The following is an 18,336-nucleotide window of genomic DNA, read 5'->3' as shown; positions in this document are numbered from 1 at the left end:
AGTATCTCATTACAAAGTGACAGAGAGCCGCAGCGCCAGCGCGGCCAGAGTGACAAACAGCACAGGCAGGGTCATGATGATACCCGTGCGGAAGTAATACCCCCAGCTGATGGTCATATTTTTTTGCGACAGGACGTGCAGCCACAACAGGGTCGCCAGACTGCCTATTGGCGTGATTTTGGGGCCTAAATCGCAGCCAATCACGTTGGCGTAAATCATCGCTTCCTTGATGACGCCGGACGCCATGCTTCCGTCAATCGACAGTGCTCCAACAAGAACGGTTGGCATATTGTTCATGACTGATGACAGGAATGCAGTCAGGAAACCCGTGCCAAACGTTGCCGCCAGCAGTCCCTTATCCGCCAGCACATTCAGAACCCCGGAAAGGTACTCCGTTAAGCCAGCATTGCGCAGACCGTAGACCACCAGGTACATACCCAGTGAGAACACAACGATCTGCCACGGCGCACCGCGCAGCACTTTTCCGGTATTAATGGCATGACCCTTTTTCGCAACGGCGAACAGCACTGCAGCGCCGACGGCTGCAATAGCGCTGACGGGGATCCCCATAGGCTCAAGCACAAAGAACCCGGCAAGCAACAGAACCAGAACAACCCAACCGGCTTTGAAAGTTGCGGGATCTTTAATCGCACTGGCAGGTGCTTTCAGTAGAGTGACGTTGTAGGTCGCAGGAATATCCCGGCGGAAAAACAGATGCAGCATACCCAGAGTGGCGGCGATGGCAGCAATATCAACGGGAAGCATGACGGATGCGTATTCCGTAAAGCCAAGCTGGAAGAAGTCAGCAGAGACGATGTTCACCAGGTTCGACACGATAAGCGGCAGGCTGGCGGTATCGGCAATAAACCCGGCGGCCATGACAAAGGCCAGCGTTGTCTGTTTGCTGAACCCCAGCGCGAGCAACATGGCGATGACGATGGGGGTCAGGATAAGCGCAGCACCATCGTTAGCAAACAGTGCCGCTACAGCTGCACCCAACAGGACAATCCAGGTAAACAACAGACGACCACGTCCGTTGCCCCAACGGGAGACATGCAGCGCAGCCCATTCGAAAAAACCCGACTCATCGAGCAGTAGACTGATGATAATTACCGCGATAAAGGTCGCGGTTGCGTTCCAGACTATATTCCAGACCACCGGAATATCACCCATATGGATAACACCAAATACCAAGGCCAGCGCAGCACCAATGCTTGCGCTCCAGCCAATACTGAGTCCCCCGGGTTGCCAGATAACCAGGATCAGTGTCAGCAAAAATATACTCCCTGCCAGTAACATTTCCGACTCCATTATATATGATTAAAAGAATGTGTTCGATTCATCTCAGCAGGATGATGCCGCTGATTTATCCAGCCACTGACGAACGTCTTCCCGCAGGCAGTGCCAGGATGTCGTGATGGTTTCTGCTGCCCATGCGGGCATATGTGGAGAAAGTCGGTAATGGACCCATTTCCCTTCCCGACGGTCCAGAACGAGCTCAGAATCCCGCAGAATTGCCATATGCCGGGAAACTTTGGGCTGCGACTCGGAGGTGGCCCCGCAAAGGTCACACACGCACATCTCGCCCGATTCCCTGAGAAGCATCACGATAGCCAGACGGGTTTCGTCTGACAGAATTTTGAAAAGCTGAACAGGCTGTAGCATTTTCGCTTCCGGTAAATTTAGAATACACATATGATAAAACATATATATTGATTTGAACATTATCGATTTTTGAGAGGAAGAAAAAATGGATCAGTTTCCAGCCCTGAATGCTGAGTGTTTCGACAGGCAGATCGCTGAGCGGCTTCAGCATCCGACACCACCACGTATCCTGATTCTGTATGGGTCAGTACGTCAACGTTCATACAGCCGTTTTGCTGCCGAGGAAGCAGGTCGATTGCTCATTGCTATGGGTGCTGAGGTCAAAACATTTAACCCGTCCGGCTTGCCTCTGCCTGATGATGCACCAGAAACTCACCCTAAAGTGACGGAGCTGCGCGAACTGGTGAGATGGTGTGATGGCATGGTCTGGAGTTCCCCGGAACGCCACGGGGCGATGAGCGCAATAATGAAGGCGCAAATTGACTGGATCCCTTTGTCAGAGGGCGCTGTTCGTCCTTCCCAGGGAAAAACGCTGGCGGTCATGCAGGTATGTGGCGGTTCTCAGTCCTTCAATGCCGTCAATCAGATGCGGATTCTGGGACGCTGGATGCGCATGTTCACCATCCCGAATCAGTCTTCCGTGGCGAAAGCCTGGCAGGAATTTGATGAAAACGGGCGAATGAAACCATCATCCTGGTATGACCGCATCGTGGATGTGGCAGAAGAGCTGTTCAAAAGCACGCTGCTGCTGAAAGGTCATACGGAGTACCTTGCCGATCGTTACAGCGAACGCAAAGAAAGCCATCAGGAACTGTCAGCCCGCGTCAATCAGGAGAAAATATAGAGTTCCTTGTATCGTGAACCCATCCTGAGTGAACTCAACAACGTCAGCTCCTGGAAAAAAGATGCCCGAGGTAGATGTTCCATCTGCTATGAGCCGTGAGCGAGGAACGGACATCTTTGTCTATAACAGGCAGCATGCTTTAACGATATATAGCATTTTGACTACATAATCTAACCAGTCGGGAAGATATACCGTGCGAAAAATTGCATTCGAAAAGTTTTGTATTCTTACAACTTTTAGCGTTAGGATGTGAGGAGTTGCCCGCCTTTGGGTTGCTACTTACCAAAAATACCAAAGCGGGGTGCTACCCCCGCTTTTTTTGTATCTGACTCTTTTCCTTCAACCGAAGCGGCAACCGCTAATCATTTGCTCTTCATTGATAAGACTCACAGCGATGCTGCAGCACAACATAAGCTGATAGCACATGAGGAAAGCTTACTTTCAGTAGGCCTCAAATGAAAATATATTGATCACTGTATAAGGCCAGCGTCTTTGTCTGCCCTATGCCAACGCCTACCGCAAGTCGTGTATTCCTGTAGACAGCTTCCTGCAGTTCCCTGCCGAAGTCTTCCAGCACACGGCAGTTACGCACACCAGTCAGATCACAGAACGCCTCGTCTATAGAGTAAATCTCCACCCGCGGCGCCAGCTCTTCGAGCGTGGTCATCACCCGCTGGCTCATATCCGCATACAGCTCATAGTTGCTGCTGAAGCAAACGACGCCTGCGCGCCGAATTTGATCTTTTAACTTGAAGTACGGCTCCCCCATCGCTATCCCAGCGGCTTTAGCTTCCGCGCTACGCGCAATCACGCAACCGTCATTGTTAGACAATACGACAACGGGCCTTCCCTTAAGATCTGGCCTAAACACCGTCTCGCAACTCGCATAAAATGAGTTCACATCAACCAGGGCAAACATCTTAACTCAGCTCAACCTCAGCAACTGGCATAACGTAAGCCGATGTTTTTCTAATGGTATAATTCATAAATCCTCCCTTGCATTGACACTGAGTTTTAAAACAGTATAAATACTGTATATCCAACCAGTAAAGTAAGGAGAAAAAATATGTTTGTTGAGCTGGTTTATGACAAGCGTAATGTTGAGGGATTGACGGGAGCCAGAGAGATCATCCTGGCTGAACTGACGAAGCGTGTGCATCGGATTTTCCCGGATGCAGAAGTGAAGGTGAAGCCGATGCAGGCAAACGGCCTGAATAGTGATGCCAGCAAAAGCGATCGAGAGAAGCTGAACCGTATGCTGGAAGAAATGTTTGAAGAATCCGATATGTGGCTGGTGAGCGATTAAACTATGGACATGGACTCCTTAATCATATCTGGGATCAGAATCTATTTCCCTAAACCCGGCGAACGCCTCCCCGCCCCTCCAGTCAATATGCGCAATTTTGCTATTAAAGGCACAGTAGGCGAACGTTGCTGCCTCCTGGCCTACATGCGAAACAGTTGGCATGTTCTCTCACTTCCTGAGTACGAAAATACAGGCTCTGCTATTATGGAAGCGGTAAGACAAGGAAAGCAGAATTGGATGTGATGAAATCCTCCTCAGTGGAACATGCTATCTTCAGGCATGTCCCACTGGGGGCTCAAAATTATTATTCCATTTTTGCCAGGCGCTCTTCAAGGTGCTCGATCTTATCGATAGCGAACTTTAGCGCCAGCAGCGTATCCATGGTAATGGCGTTGTTATCAAGGAAGATTGTAGTCTCCCCAATCTCATTTTCTACCGCATGACCCCATTCTGGATCGATATCGTCTTGTGCGTCCTGCACGATGATACCGCGGCGCTTACGTTCTCTTTCATCGGTTTTATATACAAAATCAACCGGCTTAACTTTTTTAACGTTTTCATACGACTGCGCCCCATCCGTATACTGCACGAGTTTTTTACGGTTTATGTCCGAAACGCCATTTTTAGTATAGTTAAACGCCCCGTCTTTATTAGACCCGGTTATATCGCCGTATATGTTAAACATATACCGGCTAAAATACCCACCATCGCCGCACACCGTGATAAGCCCAGATCCGAATTGGTCGTTTCCTGGCGAGTATTGGTGAAATCCTACCTTTGTTGGGTATCCGGTCGGAATTGCCGAAAATATATTAAGTCCGGTAGATAATTTATCGTAATTATTGCTTTCTGACATTACGTTAAACCCGCCGCGTGTGTTCGCCACCCATCCGGGGTTTAACTCAACCTCACCCCAATTCGAACCCAACTGGTGAAGCATCACCCGGCCCCAGCTAGTTGTTGAAGTGATTTCGATATTACCCTGATCGTCGAATGAGTAATGCGCGCTACTTCCGCCATCCGTTTTTACATCCAGATCGCCCCACGAACCAACACTACCGTCGGATGTTTGTCTAAAAGTCCCTTGCAAACTGGTGCTGGACTTAACCGATCCGCCCGCTTTGTATTCTGAGGAAATCAAGCCGCCTTTGTTATAAACCCCAGGTGTAACGGTGTTGTCGCTATTAATCACGCTCCACGATGTATTAGCCGCCGTAAAACCACCGGACGCGCGGATAATCCATACGCCGATAAAGTTGTTAGGGAACAGTCGATCAGTGATGCCGTAGCGACCATAAACCGGGCTTGACCTTGACGCATCCAGCTTAACAAAATTAGGTGCATTATCGACTTCTGTAGTTGATGACTGTTTTACCTGATACATATTAGGGACGCTTCCATATGCGTAAAGCGATCCAGTGCTTCCTGCTATATTTATCGGAGATATCCATCCACCCAAATCACCAACGGCGGGAACAACCTCACCCGTAATATTTGGCGCAGTCGATTGAGTTATTACTCCGTAATTACTTGATACTCCGCCGTCACCACGTCCAAATAGCTCAGTGTAAGACCCAGTTTGCGCGCCGTTAAGATCGGGAACACGAAATGTAGTTGTTCCGTTGCCGTTTGAGTATCTTCCGCGCATTTGCGGATCTGCAAGCCATACGGCATCGTCTACGGGCGTATGCATTTGAGCGTGCGCCCATAACTCAGGCCAGTCGGCGCGAATAAGTAATTGACCATCGGCGGTAACCGCATAAGCCGGAATAAATGCGCGGCTATGCCATAGCGTGGGCTGCCCTACCCCGTAGTTTTGCACGCCGTTCATTGTTGGGCCAGTTCCGCCGCCAGCGCCCACTAAGTTTTCAACCCATCTCTTGGTTGCTGCGTCATATGGATTTACCGGATCGCCAGCTAAGGGAGTTGACCCGAGCGGGCGAACGTTCAACCACGCTGCCGCCCTGTCTGCCAGATCTGAAAGGTTCAGCGATTTCACGAGCGATTCTACAGGGTTATGCGACGCCGATTCTTCCGCTGATTTGCGCGCTTTCTCCGAGTAATGAAACGCCGAGTAATCCCCATTCATTACAGGCACATCTTCAGGGTTAAGTGCATATTGACGGGCTAGTCCCTGATAACTCTCTGCATTGATTTCGCTCTGGGCCGCTTTAGTTTCCGACGATTTTGCACCTGTTGCGGCAACGGACGCTGTCTGCGCATCGGTTGATACCCTCTCAGCTGTATTAACGACGGTGGTTTTATCTGCATCTATCAGCTGTACATCCTGATTGATTTGAGATGCAAGCTGGTTGAGGTAATCGACATCCAGCGTACTTAGCGTCACTGCAATGCTCTTCCAGGATGGGCCTGAAAACGAAGTTCCATCCGGCAACCTGACTGTGATCTCCCTGTCTCCACTGAAAACCTGCTGCCAGTTCTGCTTGTCGTAGTTAAGCCCTCGCAGCGCCTCGGCACTCTGAGCTACCAGCGCGGCAGTCACCATGTTGAGCGCTACGCGCGGAACCGCAGACCATGCGGCGCCGGATTGTGTAGGCCCGGTGAATACGCTGACCAGCGCTAATTCGGTATCGCTTTCCACTGATTTAACAGGCAGGGTATATGGCACTCCGCCGACCGTAACAACGATAAAATCGCCTGCGGCAAGTTCTGTCGTGAACGCAGTGCCTTTACCGGTTACTGCATTGGAATTATTCGTCAGGGTGAGTGTTCCTGCGGACATGTGATTCTCCAGATAATAAAAAACCCGCCGGAGCGGGTATATGAGCGGTCAGGGAATGGGTGGCTATGGGTACAGCGAGGTATCAATACAGATAAATTTGTCCTTATAACGCCAGGCTGGAACGCCTCCGCCCTGCTGTCTGCCGTTTATCCTGGTTCCGTAAACAGTGTCTCCATACGCGCCAGCTGCCATCGCTCCGGTCAGAAAAATACCTGCGGCGGGGTCTATGGGAGCAATCCAGGTAGAACATATTCCGGGATTAACTGCTACCGGCCTCCCTGCTGCTACGGTAAATGCGGCGTTCTGATTAATCCCCTGTGGATTATTCAGCCGAAAAACCTGAAGAGGCCTCATATCCGTATTCCAGACCATTTCCTGCGCTGAGTTATAGACTGCCACGCCCCAGCCATGCTGGCTTTTAACGTGATTAGAAAATAAATAAATATCTCCTGAATAATTCGCATATGTAACCGTAATTATCCAGCTGCCGCCAGAATTACTCGGTATAAATATTCCGGCGCCATGCGGACCATCATGCCGGACAAAAAACATCAGGGATTTATTTGACGGGATTCCTGTATTGACAACGCCATTGCTGAAACGCACCTTCCCCATAAAATTTAATGGGGTTACGTCCGGGCTAATCCACAGGCTACCATCATTACGAAATATCTGTAATCCATAAGCCATTATTCATAAACCATCATTACCGGAACTTGTGATGAAACATCCGACCAGGTAACTGTATTACCATTAACGCTAACCGTAGGCGGAGGCGTTCCAAAAACCTCACCAAAACCAACATACCCAAGAGGATATGCCTTCAGGTTTTTACCTTTAACACCTGCATACGTCCGACTCCCGGAGGCGGGAGTCGTAATATAGTCAACAATAAAAACAGGAGAAAACGTACCGACCAGTTCAACACCGTACTGATCAAAGAGCTGAACGCCGTAGGCCATAATCCTCCCCATTGCACTGATAATTTATGAAATGTTCAGGTGATTTCCAGCCTGGAGCGAAACGCACGTTGAAGGTGTTTTTTGGCTTAACCCACATAGTGCCGTTTTTATCAATCCGGACATATTTAATCGGGACCGTAGCTGTGCGTTTTTCCGCTCCTGCCCCCAGGCGAGATGTATAGACAGCAGTGCAATCCACGGGGTGTACTCCCGCCATCATTGCATCAGGAACGCCAGCACATCCACTAATACTGGCCGACAACAACCCTAAGAACATTATTCTGGTCATAAACTCTTTGCCCCCTGTTATCAATTGTGCTTCTTCCCTGACCGGCGGTATAACCGTTCAGTTCGAAAGAGCCGTCCGCTTTCATAATCGTGCCTGTCATACCCGCTACGTAATTCGACGAATACCATGAGCCAACTTTGGCCAGCGTGAATTGCCCGTACTGAATGAGCGCATCATTGATAAATACCTGACCATTAACTACCGCAAATGGAGAATAAACATTGTCACCTGAACCAGACATCACCACGAACTGGTTGGCATTTATAGCAACGCGCGTAGTAACGGCTGTTCCGTTTATGGTGACCGCTACTGATAATCCGGCGTCATAATTTTGACCGTTATATTTAACCCCCGTTTTCAGGGTGTATATAGCAGAGCCGCCCGACGCATCAGTGTAGGCGGTCATTTTCTCCTGAATTGCTGCCTCTGTGCTCTCAAACTGCGCGGCAACGTCGGTTTCCAGCTGGGCCACGGATTTTTCAGCATCGGCGGCGACTTTTGAGGCCTGAATAATACCAGCCTTGTTCTCCCCATACTGCTCCCACTGCTGGTTCACATTATCGTAATCCGCAAGGGAATTCTGGAGGATCGCCTCAAGGCTGGTTTCCAACTGGCTCATTAATTCCTTGCCATCTTCCGCTTTCATGAAGCCATCGGCGATGTCCTTCAGGTAATCATTGGCCTGGTCATTCACCATACCCCTTACCCAACCTGTCCAGTCGGATTTATTACCGATACGATCTACCAGCCTGGCCCGATACCAGAATTGCTGTCCTGCGCTCAGCCCCATCTGCTGATAAAGATGCAACGGATAAGGAACAGCAGCTAATAGCATCGGATTTGAGCCATCCGGGCTGGCGCTATATTGCAGTTCGGTATTCAGCGTATCTCCTGTGTCAGCGGGGAAGGACCAGGTAATATTGATGCCATAAAGAATATTATCGGACGCCTCCAGCCCTACCGGTTTAGGTACGGCGCCCGCGCGGCCTGTCAGATGCGTAAGAGCGGAGGTTGCCCATAAACTCGACGCGCCGCCGGTATTGATGGCGCGCACGCGCACAAGGTAATCACCTTCGAAAATGCCTGCCACCTCAATATTTCGCAGCCCGGTCTGAGGGATGTTAATCCACTCATTATCCCCTCGCTTCCACTGAACCTGGTACGCAACAATATCCGCCTGCGTCTTGCCGTTTTTATCAAGTGGGGCATCCCACGCAGCCGTAAGCGTAGCCACTCGCTGCCCCTGGCGCACCGCGTCATAGCTCGCTACCGCGATATTAGTCGGCTGGTTGACGAGGCCGGTTGGAACCAGACTGATTGGCGGCGTGTCCAGGCGGGCATTGTTATCGACCGCATCATATTTTGATGCGTTATACTCGGTTCCGGTGATTGTGAAGGTGTTTTCTTCATCATCAAATTTTAGGTTCGTTACCCGGAAATACTGCAGTCGCAGCTGACCGGCATCGATGACGAATACAGCATTGGGTAACGGCGCTGCCGTGAAAGGAGTGGCGACCACCAGCTGTGTGCCGTTTACGGCCTGTATCACCCTGCTTTCAACGGTACCGCCCTGTGTGCGGATCATCAGTGTGTCACCCGCAACGGCACTGGTACCCCTATCGGTCTTCACAACCTTCAACCCGGCGTTATATCCGGTTATACGCCCGCCATAAACACGCCCTGAAAGGCGTTCGTCAGCAAATGCAAACACGGTACCCGGCACGTAGACATAGCCATCAAGCCCGGTCTGTAGCGTAATAATCCGGTCGAGTGAGTTGGAATACACCGCCCACCCGCCACGGCGCTGTGCTTCGCTCTCGCGCGTACAGCCGATTGCGGTGATCTGCGTCTGCTTAAACTTGAACTGCTTAACCAGGTCAGGGAACATCACCGCTGTTGTGCGGTCCTGATAGTGATTGTCAGGGTCGCTGAAGTTAATCAGCGCGCTGGAGAAGCGGGTCTTTTCACTGCCGCTCGAGTAAACAGGTTTGCCCACCACCGAAGCGCGGGTAAGGATTTGCAGCTTCGACGTATCCGCCGGCATGTCAGAGACAACATTGAACATGTTGTTGCCCCAGAACGTCATGCCATTGAACCCGGCGGCGATGTCTTTGATCACCTGCCAGGCGTCGGCCTGCGACTGGATATAAACGTCAAACATGAATCGCGGCTCTGTGCCGTTTCCGCCCTTCCCGTCCGGTACCTGCTGGTCACAGCGCTGGGCGATGCGGTAGAGCTCCCACTTATCCAGCATCTGCGCCGTGACGCGTCGGCCAAGTCCGAAACGTGGCTCAGTGAGCACATCGAACCAGATCCATGCTGGGTTATTCGTCCAGCCCCACTTAAACGTCCCGTCCCATGTGCCGCTATAGGTCCGCGCTATTGGATCATAGTTCGAAGGGATTCGGATGATGCGCCCCTTCGGCATGCAGGAAATCTTAGGGATGTTGTTGAATGACTTCGCGTTAAAAGACACGTACAGCAGCGCTGTGTGTGGATATCGCAGGCGAGCATCGATCACCTCAGTAATCGCTTGCACCTGCGTTTTGTTCTGCAACATCTGACTGGTGCTGTCGTCGGTGTCACGCACCACTCGAATTTGCCAGCTAGTGCTGGCTTTGGGAAGATTAATACGGTGGGTTAGTTCATAGAGCGAACTGAGCTTCTCTGTGACGGTTTTAGTCATGACTGTCGAGTAAGCGCCACCGTCCACCGCCAGATCAATATGGTACTGAACCGTAGTACCGACAATATCCCCATCGTTTTCCTGCTGCTGTAACCCAGGGATGCCAATACGTACCAACACCGCGTCAATCTGGGTGTTACTCAGTGCGCGGGTCCATGGGGTGGCCTTTGTCAGCGATACGCCAACCGTAGTTTCATTCTCGACAGCAGGGAATCCCGGTATTGGCGTCTGGGTCTGTGTGCCTGGCCGGAAATCCCATGACACATGTTCAAAATTCATCGTTCCGTCTGGGTTTCCCAACGGCGTACCGTCCAGGAATATCCGGGTCGCATCCAGGCCACCAGCAAACTCACCTTCCCCGAGCGCCAGCAGCATGCGGCAGCGCGCCATTGACTGCGCCGAATCGGGCTGTTCTACAGGTGTGTGCTGTTTCTGGCTCCCACCCTTTGCACCAGTGATCGCTTCCATATTACATCCATAAAAAAACCCGCCGAAGCGGGTTTAACGTTGATTGGTAGAGTGATCTTATTTCACACGCCACATTCTGTATTGGCCCCAGAATCCAACTTCTACAAGGTATTCCTGTTCCTGACCATTGGCATCGATATCAAGTGTTTTACGCATTCCCATACTTAAAACATTACATTCATTGCTTACACGGAGTTTGTGCGGGCCATTATTCAAATAGGCCGTCACGAACTGATTCTGCCTTAGCTTCGCAATATCGTTTCCATCGATTTGCACCAAAAACCTGCACGTACCACCACTGCCGCCACCAATAAATTGTTTATTCCTTGTGACAGTCACCTTCGTTTGCTCTACTCCCGGTTTAGGCACGACAATTTGCTTATCGATAATAGTTTCGGCTGGTCCATACGGACGAGCGCAGCCAGAAAGTAATATGACTCCGAGCAAAGGGAAAAGAAACTTTTTCACTATCATTACCTTATTTATCAAACGCCCCCACATAGTAGGCATAACATTTCGAAATTCAATGATGCCGATTAAGTTGGCGGTTAAATATCTTCAGCAACGATACCGGCACTAATTATTGCGCCGCCAATCTCCCGTTCGCCATAAAGCAGCGCCACAGGATTACCCATCGCCAAGGTATTCACCGCCCCGCCAAAGGCATAGCTTGGCTTGTTGTCGGGATCATCTCGTCCCTGAAGCCCTTTAGTCTGAGGTGAAAGCATTTGGTAGATACCGCCGGCCATCATCGATACACCGCCAGCAGCAAGGGTGGCACCAAAAGTTGAAAGTGCCCCACCACTAAAGTATGAGATCGCTATACCTGCCACGACCATAACAGCCCCCAAGATTGTCTGGAACACTCCTGCTTTCTTCGCCCCTTCCATTATCGGTGCGATGCGGATATCACTGTCACCACCAAGCTCCTTGAAATCTTGCACGCCGATGTTGCGTTTCCCGCGAAACACAGCGAAGGTCATGCCGTTTTTTTTGGCATTCATTAGATACTCTTCCAGTCCATCAAAATTGACGCAGAGAGCTTTGACTGCTTCAGCAGAAGTTTGCACAGCCAGTTTATGCACGCGCCCGAACCGGGCGCCCAGTGCGCCATACAGACGAATAGTAGTTAAACGCGCCATGATTTTATCTCCTTTGGTAGGTTCCTGTGACGGACGCATATCATCGTCCTGTCTTTGAAATAACCGCGCGCATACGGCGTGATGCAGGATGGCTGTCCGTACAGATGGTGAAGCAGCTCGCCTTCCTCGGTAATGATCCCCGCGTGGTTCCACTTACTGGATTCAACCTGCATGATGACCATACAGCCTGGCGAGGGCTCGCACTCAACGAATCCCTCTTTCTCCCAGTTATCAAAATAGAGGTTGTCCGGGTACTGGCTTTCCCACCATGGGTAATCGACGCGGAAATCGTTAAGCGTCACGCCTTGGGTGGCATGCCAATCCATTACCAGTCCCCAGCAGTCATTTGAGCCCAGGATAAACGGACGCCCGATAAGGGGTACCGCCTCCGGCATTATCTCAGCGTATTCGTCGCTATCCGGCGCGTAAATACCCCAGACCACGCCGGAGTTGTTGCATTGCTGGCGGTCCAGATCGGATGGAATGGGCCTTGCTCCATCGCCAGGATGGGAATGGATGACGCGCATAATCGTTCCGATATCTTCGGCGTTCGCCCAATGCTCGCCATCGATGCGGAAATGCTCTGTTGGATTTTCGTGGGTGTTTGGTACAGGAATATAGCGCTGGCGACGGCCAGACTGAATAACGAGTCCGCAGCTCTCGCGCGGGGATTCCTCCAGCGCATGAGCCCGGATAGCTGCCAATATGGTTTTATTCATTGCTACGTCCGGTTATCGGGTGAAGAGAACGGTTGCCGGAAAGCCGCCAAAGTCGAGAATTGCCGCGTTAGGATCTGCAAGGCCAGCGCCAAATCGTTTACGGCAGTCACTTAAGCAACCGCCACACACATCAAGGGCCGGATCTGATACCGGATTCCCCTTCGCGTCGAAATACGCCGTGCCGTTATATGAGCATCCGTCGCCGCTCCGGTACTGCCCACGTAGCGCCCATTCGCAAAGTGAGGTGATTTGTCGGGTTGGGATCACAAGGTTTTGCAAATCGGCCGGGCTACTGAGCGCCCAGGTTACCACCTCGTCGTCTTCAGAGGTTTTGGTATCAAGCCAGAAGGTCTGAAGCGTGAACATTGTCGAATCAGCTGTCGGGTTTACGCCACCAGGAAAATTCACGGCATCGAGATAAACCGCGTAAGTGTCGATAATGCTCACTTTGGCGTTAACCATATCCTTAAATTGGAGGCACAGCGCCGTGATATGACCGTCGAGGTTGGAAACGCTAAGAGACGGCTCTGCCGCCTGGTCTGTTGAGAGTGCCAGGCCAGTTATCTGAAACGGCCAGAAGTCATAAACCTTCCCGCCGAAAACTAGCGGCTTCGGCCCAAGCTTGTTCTCGTCACCGTTTGCCGCGTCTATCTCCTCATGCGTATGTGGGAATGGTGCGTAGTGAAAGCGGTGGACCCCGCCACTGAATTCTGAGGCGTCAACTTCAACCAAGCGTACTCTGCCACCCGGTGCCAGCATCGCTGCCTGATCGACTAATGCCATTATGCGTAAACTCCGTATGCGCGTTTGATAGTGAACGTCAGCTCAGCGAATTTGCTGCTGATCTGGTTTTTGCGAACAGAGTCGGCGACAACCCGGTATAATCCCTTCTCTTCGCCTGGAGGCGTTATGATGAAAGCTTTAACGGTGTGAGCCAGGAGAAAAGCACGCACTGCGTTTACCTCCGACTCACTGCCAACGTGCTTCATCGGTACCTGTATCGCCGTGGAGTTGATGCCATTTTCGGCCACCTGCTCGTAGCCATCGCCAAACTGCGCCGCTCGCACTGTCTGACTGTATTCAATCGCGCCAGCACCGAGCTGCGAGCGCCAGTTGTATGTTTCAACTGCCATATTTACTCCATAAAAAAGCCCCGCATTTGCGAGGCTTGATATTGGTTAAAAGCTTGGGAGGCAAGCAGCCCTATAAAACATCAACCCAAAACCCTTTTTCAACTTTGCGAATAATAATGCCGCAATCCTTCGCCATGCTATCAAGAACATCAGAAATTAGCTCCATTTCTGTGACTGCCTTTCACTTTCCGTAGTTATCAAAAATTTCCAGGCAGGCTTTATTTAAGCTTTCAATATATGGATGCAACCAGAGAATTTCATTTCTATTCAGCATTTCACTATTAGTGTAATCAATCCCTTTGGCCTCGCAGTCCCCTAGGTAATAGGCTGCAAATTTAAGCATTGTTGAAATTAAATCATAGACCTCATTCAAAACTTTATCTACATTACGATGAAACCTGTATTCCAATTTTGCGTTTAATATATCAGTGTGTAATTTTTCAGCGCAACCAATGAACGTTTCTTCATATAGTTTATTATTATTAAAACCAATTGCGCCAGTAATCCTTGTGGCACAATACTCTTCAATGACTGACAACCAACATTCACCACGAAGATGTTCATGGATATCAGAATATCTATGATTTAGTGCTCTACCCGGAAATGACCTATCTAGCGCGCCACAATTAGAGACATGACCGCACTCATGAGCAATGATGGAAAGGGCTTGCTGGAATGCATCACCACGAAAGTCATTGTCAATAATACCCTCAATAAAAGCCGCATTAAGAACAATATGACTTTTTACCGTTCCGTTGCGCAAAACCATTGGCGTCATTGCAACACCAACAACTTCCCCCGATGAAGGTAGCAACTTAGTATCGGTTTCAATGCCGCGATCCAATGAAAGAAGCGCATTTTCGTAAAAATAACTTATGGTGACACCATCAAGATAACTAAGATCAATGAACTTAGATAATGCTCTTATAATCTCTCCAACATTATCACCCACCTTTCTTGCATCTTCCTCCTTATTATAACCAGAAATGCTCAGGTTAAATGCGCCTAGCTCTTTCCACCCATTTCGCTCCATGACAATCTCCATAAATATATGACTTCGCCATCATATCCGAGGGGTGGGTAAATCGCTATCGTCCTTTATTGAAGTTGTAGATTATGCCGCCAGGCTTAAGTTGCTTCTGTATTACTTGCAACGCAGCGTTCTGCATTTCATTTGCAAGCGCTCTCCCCATGGCATCTCCAGAGCTGGAGGATTGGATCGTTGCGGAACCACCAGCATCGACGTTAACGGTGGTATTAATGACCGGAGCCATCACCCCACCGCCTTGAGCCCGGACACCAAGGCGGCCAGCAGAGTCACGCGTCAGCGGCATGATAGCCTCCTCACCAGCCTCTGCGAATACACCACCCTTCGCAAACTTGGAAGCACCCGGGAAAGTGAAATACTGAGGTGAATCGTAGACACCGTTCACATACTTGCTGAGCCCTGGCGAATCATAGACGCCGCCTTTGGCGTTGAAGGTTACGCCAGCAGCGGCATTTGTATATGCCCCGCTGGGGGTGCTCCCGCCACTGCTTCCGCCGCTGATCCAGCCCATTGCAGCCTGCACTGCATAGGCAACCATCAACCTGTTTGTTACCTCAACGATCATCTTCAGCATCGATTTGCCGAATTCTTTCACTGAAGCTTTTCCGGTCGTCATGAGGCTGGTTAGCATGTCGCTCAAGCCGGTCAGCGTGGAACTGGCAACGTTCTTTACGGCGTCATAGGTATTCGTGGCGGCTTCAAGATATTCATTCCAGCCAGCAACAGCCCCTGCCTTCCAGTCGCCCCGTAATTTGTCCTCTTCGGCATAATATTTCCTGAGAGCCGCCAGTTCTTTTTTATAACCGGCATCGTCAAGCTTACCGCCACCGTTGAGCCAGCCCTGGCGAAGCTGCGCCTCTTCCATCATGCGCTGCGTTTGCCGACTGCTGAGGCCTGCACTATCACGCAATGCTTCGGTTTTTTCCGTCATCTGCGTGACGTATTTATTCGCTTGCTGCGCCAAGCCGTTAATCTTCTGCTGCGCCTCTACTTCCTTGTTCTTTTGATCAACCACCTTGGCGGCGTTCAGAATCACCTCACGGCTCGACAGTAAAGATTTTTCCTGAGCAGTCAGCGCGCGTGTTTTGGCTGCCTCATCCAATTCAGCAAATCGAGATTGCTGTTTACTGAACTCGGTGTTTTTAGCGTGGGTTTCACCGGTTTGTCGAAGCGTCTCGAGCGTTTCAGTTAACGTTCTGGCCTGGGCGCGGTAGTTCTCCAGAGTGCGATCGCCAGCTTCCAGAGTGGCTTTCGCCTCTTTGGTCTTTTTGGCTGAGTCCTGAGCAAGCTTCGAGACTGCATCTCTCGATTCGCGACTTGTTCCCCCTTCACCTGTCACTGCTGAGCCGCGAGCCTCACGTTCATATTTAGCCTGCGCGTTAGGATCGGTTACTCGCTTCCAGAGTTCGTTATAGCGTTTTTTATTCGCCTCAATTTCTTTGTCCGCTTCAGCCCCGGCCTTCTTCATGGCTTCTACATCCATGCCAAGAAAATTAGCCAGCGCCCCGCCACCAGGGATTTTTTCAGCCCAGCCAGCAATTGTGCCGGTGAATTTGGCGTCCAGTGAAGTAATGTTGAGGAAGAGGTCTTTAATCGAAGCTTTAACAAGTTCGAAGATATCGATGATCTGGTTTCCCCAAGCGCGCACGGTAACACCTATCTCACCAAAGGTGTCAGAAGCGCTCTTCTTCAGACTTTCCCACGTTCGACCGATATTATCGGTCGCGTTGTTGGTCTCCTCTGCGCGTTTTGCCATGACGCCAGCAAACAAGTTAATGGCTTCAGTAACAGCCGCTTGCTCACCCTTCTGCTTACGAAGCTGGATGATGTGCTTGATCATGGCCTCATCAACGAAACCATATTGCTCATTGAGGTTGGCCAGCCCTTTAACCGGGTCGCTGACAATCTTGCCGAAGTCGGCCATTGCCGTTTTGGTATCGTTTCCGGCCTTACCCATGAGGGTGATGGTCGTTGCGATCTGCCTCATCTGGCTGGCGGTATATTTACCAGTATCGTTCAGCGTAACCAGCGTATCGACGGTGGAACTGATCGATGTATTCGTCTTGCCGGCCACCTCCTCAGCGGCTTCGTTGAGCTGCTTCATTGAAGCGAAGCCAGCACCTCCCATCATGATGACCGAGCGAGCTACCTGGTCGAATTGCTCTGATGAATTGTATGCCGCGGCAGCCAGCAGGCCGATCGTACCAATCAGACCACCAAGTGCGATCGTGGTTGGGTTAATCATCCCAGCCATACTGCGGATGTATTCGCCGACACCGGACAGCGCCCCCTGAACCGATCCGAACTGGTCTTTAATCTGCCCGCCCTGTTGCAGCAGGATCAGGAACGGAGACTGACCGCCAGCCAGCTGCGTAGCGATATCGGTGAACTGTGCCGGAAGCGTACGCATCGCTGCGCTGTACTGGCCAACGGAGATTCCAGCGCGCCGGGCAGCAGCTTCCTGCCGGGATAGCGCCTCTGGCAGTACGTCAGCGACACCAGAGAGGCGCTCACGCGTCTGGTTAAGGATTGTGTTGAAGTGCTCGAACTGCGCGCCGTTAATGCGCCCTGCTTCGAAATGGGCTACCAGCTGTGCGTGTTGCTCATCCAGTGAATTAAACGCACGAATCGTCGGGTCGATTGAGCCCAGGAGATTCTTTAACGCGGCGGACTGCTTCTCTGCCGCCTGGGTAGCGGCTAATTCGGCCTGAGCGCGCGCCGCGGCTTCTCCGGTGTCGGTCAGCTTGAGACGGGTGTCGTCCAGGATTTTGTTGTAAGCCTGAAAGGTCTCGGTATCCAGGAAACCTTTGGCCTGAAATTTCCGCAGTGATTCTTGCTGCTCATCCAGGCGGTTTAAGGCCTTGGTAACCGGATCGATATTCTCCAGCAACCCTTTGAGCGCGTTCTGCTGCTCCTTGATACCTTCACTACCCTGTTTCGCAGATTCAGCACCAGCGCGGAACACACTATTCAGGTCATCGGCTTTATCTACGGCACCAGCAGCCGCCTCGCCGAGCCTATCCAGTTCATTGCTGGCTGTTTTCAGGTCGGATACATCGGCCCGCAAAGTAATCGAGGCGATCTGGTCAGTCATTATTTCGTCTCCTTGTGCATTACCTTGAGAGCCTCACTTTCCATAATCTGAAGATCAGCCATGCAGGTCGCCGCATCCTCAACCCCGTGTAACTCGAACATCCAGGGGAGAACGTTGTAATCCAGTCCAGTGGCCCCGCTCGCTCCGACGCGCCACTGGGTTGCCAGGGCAGAGAAGATGGTGAAAGACTTCCACACAGAGGACAGGATCCCCACCTCTTCCTCCACGTCCTCAGGCGTCAAACCAAAAGCGCTCAGCTCCGCGAGCGTCGGTCCCGGCGTATACAACGCTGCGGCG

The 18,336-nt window shown here is 51.1% G+C and carries 16 protein-coding genes and 2 pseudogenes; 2 read left to right on the top strand and 16 right to left on the bottom strand.

All coding sequences use genetic code 11. From position 1 onward, the window contains the following. Window positions 1–9: 9 nt before the first annotated feature. Together arsB and arsR are read right to left on the bottom strand one after the other, a co-directional pair. On the bottom strand, window positions 10–1,299 hold the full coding sequence (arsB, locus tag JY391_RS06125; RefSeq protein WP_130979137.1) for an arsenite efflux transporter membrane subunit ArsB: 1,290 nt from the start codon (window positions 1,297–1,299) through the stop codon (window positions 10–12). Window positions 1,300–1,344: 45 nt separating this feature from the next. After that, window positions 1,345–1,665 carry an As(III)-sensing metalloregulatory transcriptional repressor ArsR gene (arsR, locus tag JY391_RS06120; RefSeq protein ID WP_130979135.1) on the bottom strand — a complete coding sequence of 107 codons (321 nt, stop codon included), beginning with the start codon at window positions 1,663–1,665 and terminating at the stop codon, window positions 1,345–1,347. Between the two features lie 85 nt (window positions 1,666–1,750). Here arsR and arsH point away from each other — a divergent pair, with 85 nt between their 5' ends. After that, on the top strand, window positions 1,751–2,449 hold the full coding sequence (arsH, locus tag JY391_RS06115) for an arsenic resistance NADPH-dependent reductase ArsH (RefSeq protein ID WP_130979134.1): 699 nt from the start codon (window positions 1,751–1,753) through the stop codon (window positions 2,447–2,449). A 481-nt stretch (window positions 2,450–2,930) separates the two neighbouring features. Here arsH and JY391_RS06110 read toward each other — a convergent pair. Next, window positions 2,931–3,368: pseudogene (locus tag JY391_RS06110) on the bottom strand (Y-family DNA polymerase); the annotation flags it as partial. A 147-nt stretch (window positions 3,369–3,515) separates the two neighbouring features. On the opposite strand from JY391_RS06110, the gene JY391_RS06105 reads away from it, so the two are divergent. Continuing rightward, entirely contained in the window at window positions 3,516–3,755 is a 240-nt protein-coding gene (locus JY391_RS06105) for a DinI family protein (protein ID WP_206255948.1), read from the top strand. 304 nt (window positions 3,756–4,059) lie between these two features. On the opposite strand, the gene JY391_RS23970 is transcribed toward JY391_RS06105, so the two are convergent. The 13 genes and pseudogenes from JY391_RS23970 to JY391_RS06045 form a co-directional block, all read right to left on the bottom strand. Next, on the bottom strand, window positions 4,060–4,440 hold the full coding sequence (locus JY391_RS23970) for a tail fiber domain-containing protein (protein WP_374197228.1): 381 nt from the start codon (window positions 4,438–4,440) through the stop codon (window positions 4,060–4,062). 1,650 nt (window positions 4,441–6,090) lie between these two features. Next, window positions 6,091–6,498, bottom strand: a pseudogene (locus tag JY391_RS06100) (phage tail fiber protein); the annotation flags it as partial. A gap of 63 nt (window positions 6,499–6,561) precedes the next feature. Continuing rightward, entirely contained in the window at window positions 6,562–7,188 is a 627-nt protein-coding gene (locus JY391_RS06095; RefSeq protein WP_211935410.1) for a hypothetical protein, read from the bottom strand. After that, window positions 7,188–7,460, bottom strand: a complete 273-nt coding sequence (locus JY391_RS06090) for a hypothetical protein (RefSeq protein WP_181821486.1) — start codon at window positions 7,458–7,460, stop codon at window positions 7,188–7,190. The genes JY391_RS06095 and JY391_RS06090 overlap by 1 nt, the downstream gene beginning before the upstream one ends. Window positions 7,461–7,705: 245 nt before the next feature. After that, a complete protein-coding gene (locus JY391_RS06085) occupies window positions 7,706–10,903 on the bottom strand; it encodes a TipJ family phage tail tip protein (protein ID WP_211935409.1) in 3,198 nt (1,065 codons plus the stop codon). A gap of 57 nt (window positions 10,904–10,960) precedes the next feature. Further along, complete coding sequence (locus JY391_RS06080) at window positions 10,961–11,377, bottom strand: YajG family lipoprotein (protein WP_199956545.1); 417 nt, start codon at window positions 11,375–11,377, stop codon at window positions 10,961–10,963. 74 nt (window positions 11,378–11,451) lie between these two features. Continuing rightward, window positions 11,452–12,045, bottom strand: a complete 594-nt coding sequence (locus JY391_RS06075) for a tail assembly protein (RefSeq protein WP_199956055.1) — start codon at window positions 12,043–12,045, stop codon at window positions 11,452–11,454. Then, the gene (locus JY391_RS06070) at window positions 12,033–12,764 is read right to left on the bottom strand and encodes a C40 family peptidase (RefSeq protein ID WP_211935408.1); all 732 of its coding nucleotides are present in this window, start codon (window positions 12,762–12,764) and stop codon (window positions 12,033–12,035) included. The genes JY391_RS06075 and JY391_RS06070 overlap by 13 nt, the downstream gene beginning before the upstream one ends. 12 nt (window positions 12,765–12,776) lie before the next feature. Next, window positions 12,777–13,547, bottom strand: coding sequence for a phage minor tail protein L (locus tag JY391_RS06065; RefSeq protein WP_211935407.1), 771 nt, complete (start codon window positions 13,545–13,547; stop codon window positions 12,777–12,779). Continuing rightward, window positions 13,547–13,897 (bottom strand): phage tail protein, encoded by a 351-nt coding sequence (locus JY391_RS06060; protein WP_211935406.1) that lies wholly within the window; start codon window positions 13,895–13,897, stop codon window positions 13,547–13,549. Before JY391_RS06060 ends, JY391_RS06065 begins: the two co-directional genes overlap by 1 nt. 181 nt (window positions 13,898–14,078) lie before the next feature. Beyond that, window positions 14,079–14,930, bottom strand: coding sequence for a hypothetical protein (locus JY391_RS06055; RefSeq protein WP_211935405.1), 852 nt, complete (start codon window positions 14,928–14,930; stop codon window positions 14,079–14,081). Window positions 14,931–14,985: 55 nt separating this feature from the next. After that, window positions 14,986–18,039 (bottom strand): phage tail tape measure protein, encoded by a 3,054-nt coding sequence (locus JY391_RS06050; protein ID WP_211935404.1) that lies wholly within the window; start codon window positions 18,037–18,039, stop codon window positions 14,986–14,988. After that, the gene (locus JY391_RS06045) at window positions 18,039–18,326 is read right to left on the bottom strand and encodes a DUF1799 domain-containing protein (protein WP_211935403.1); all 288 of its coding nucleotides are present in this window, start codon (window positions 18,324–18,326) and stop codon (window positions 18,039–18,041) included. Before JY391_RS06045 ends, JY391_RS06050 begins: the two co-directional genes overlap by 1 nt. Between the last annotated feature and the right edge of the window lie 10 nt (window positions 18,327–18,336).

This window comes from Citrobacter sedlakii, from assembly GCF_018128425.1.
In the GTDB taxonomy this organism is placed as follows: domain Bacteria; phylum Pseudomonadota; class Gammaproteobacteria; order Enterobacterales; family Enterobacteriaceae; genus Citrobacter_A; species Citrobacter_A sedlakii.
The sequence above is the reverse complement of the archived record's forward strand: the minus strand, read 5'-3'. Positions and strand labels throughout refer to the sequence as shown.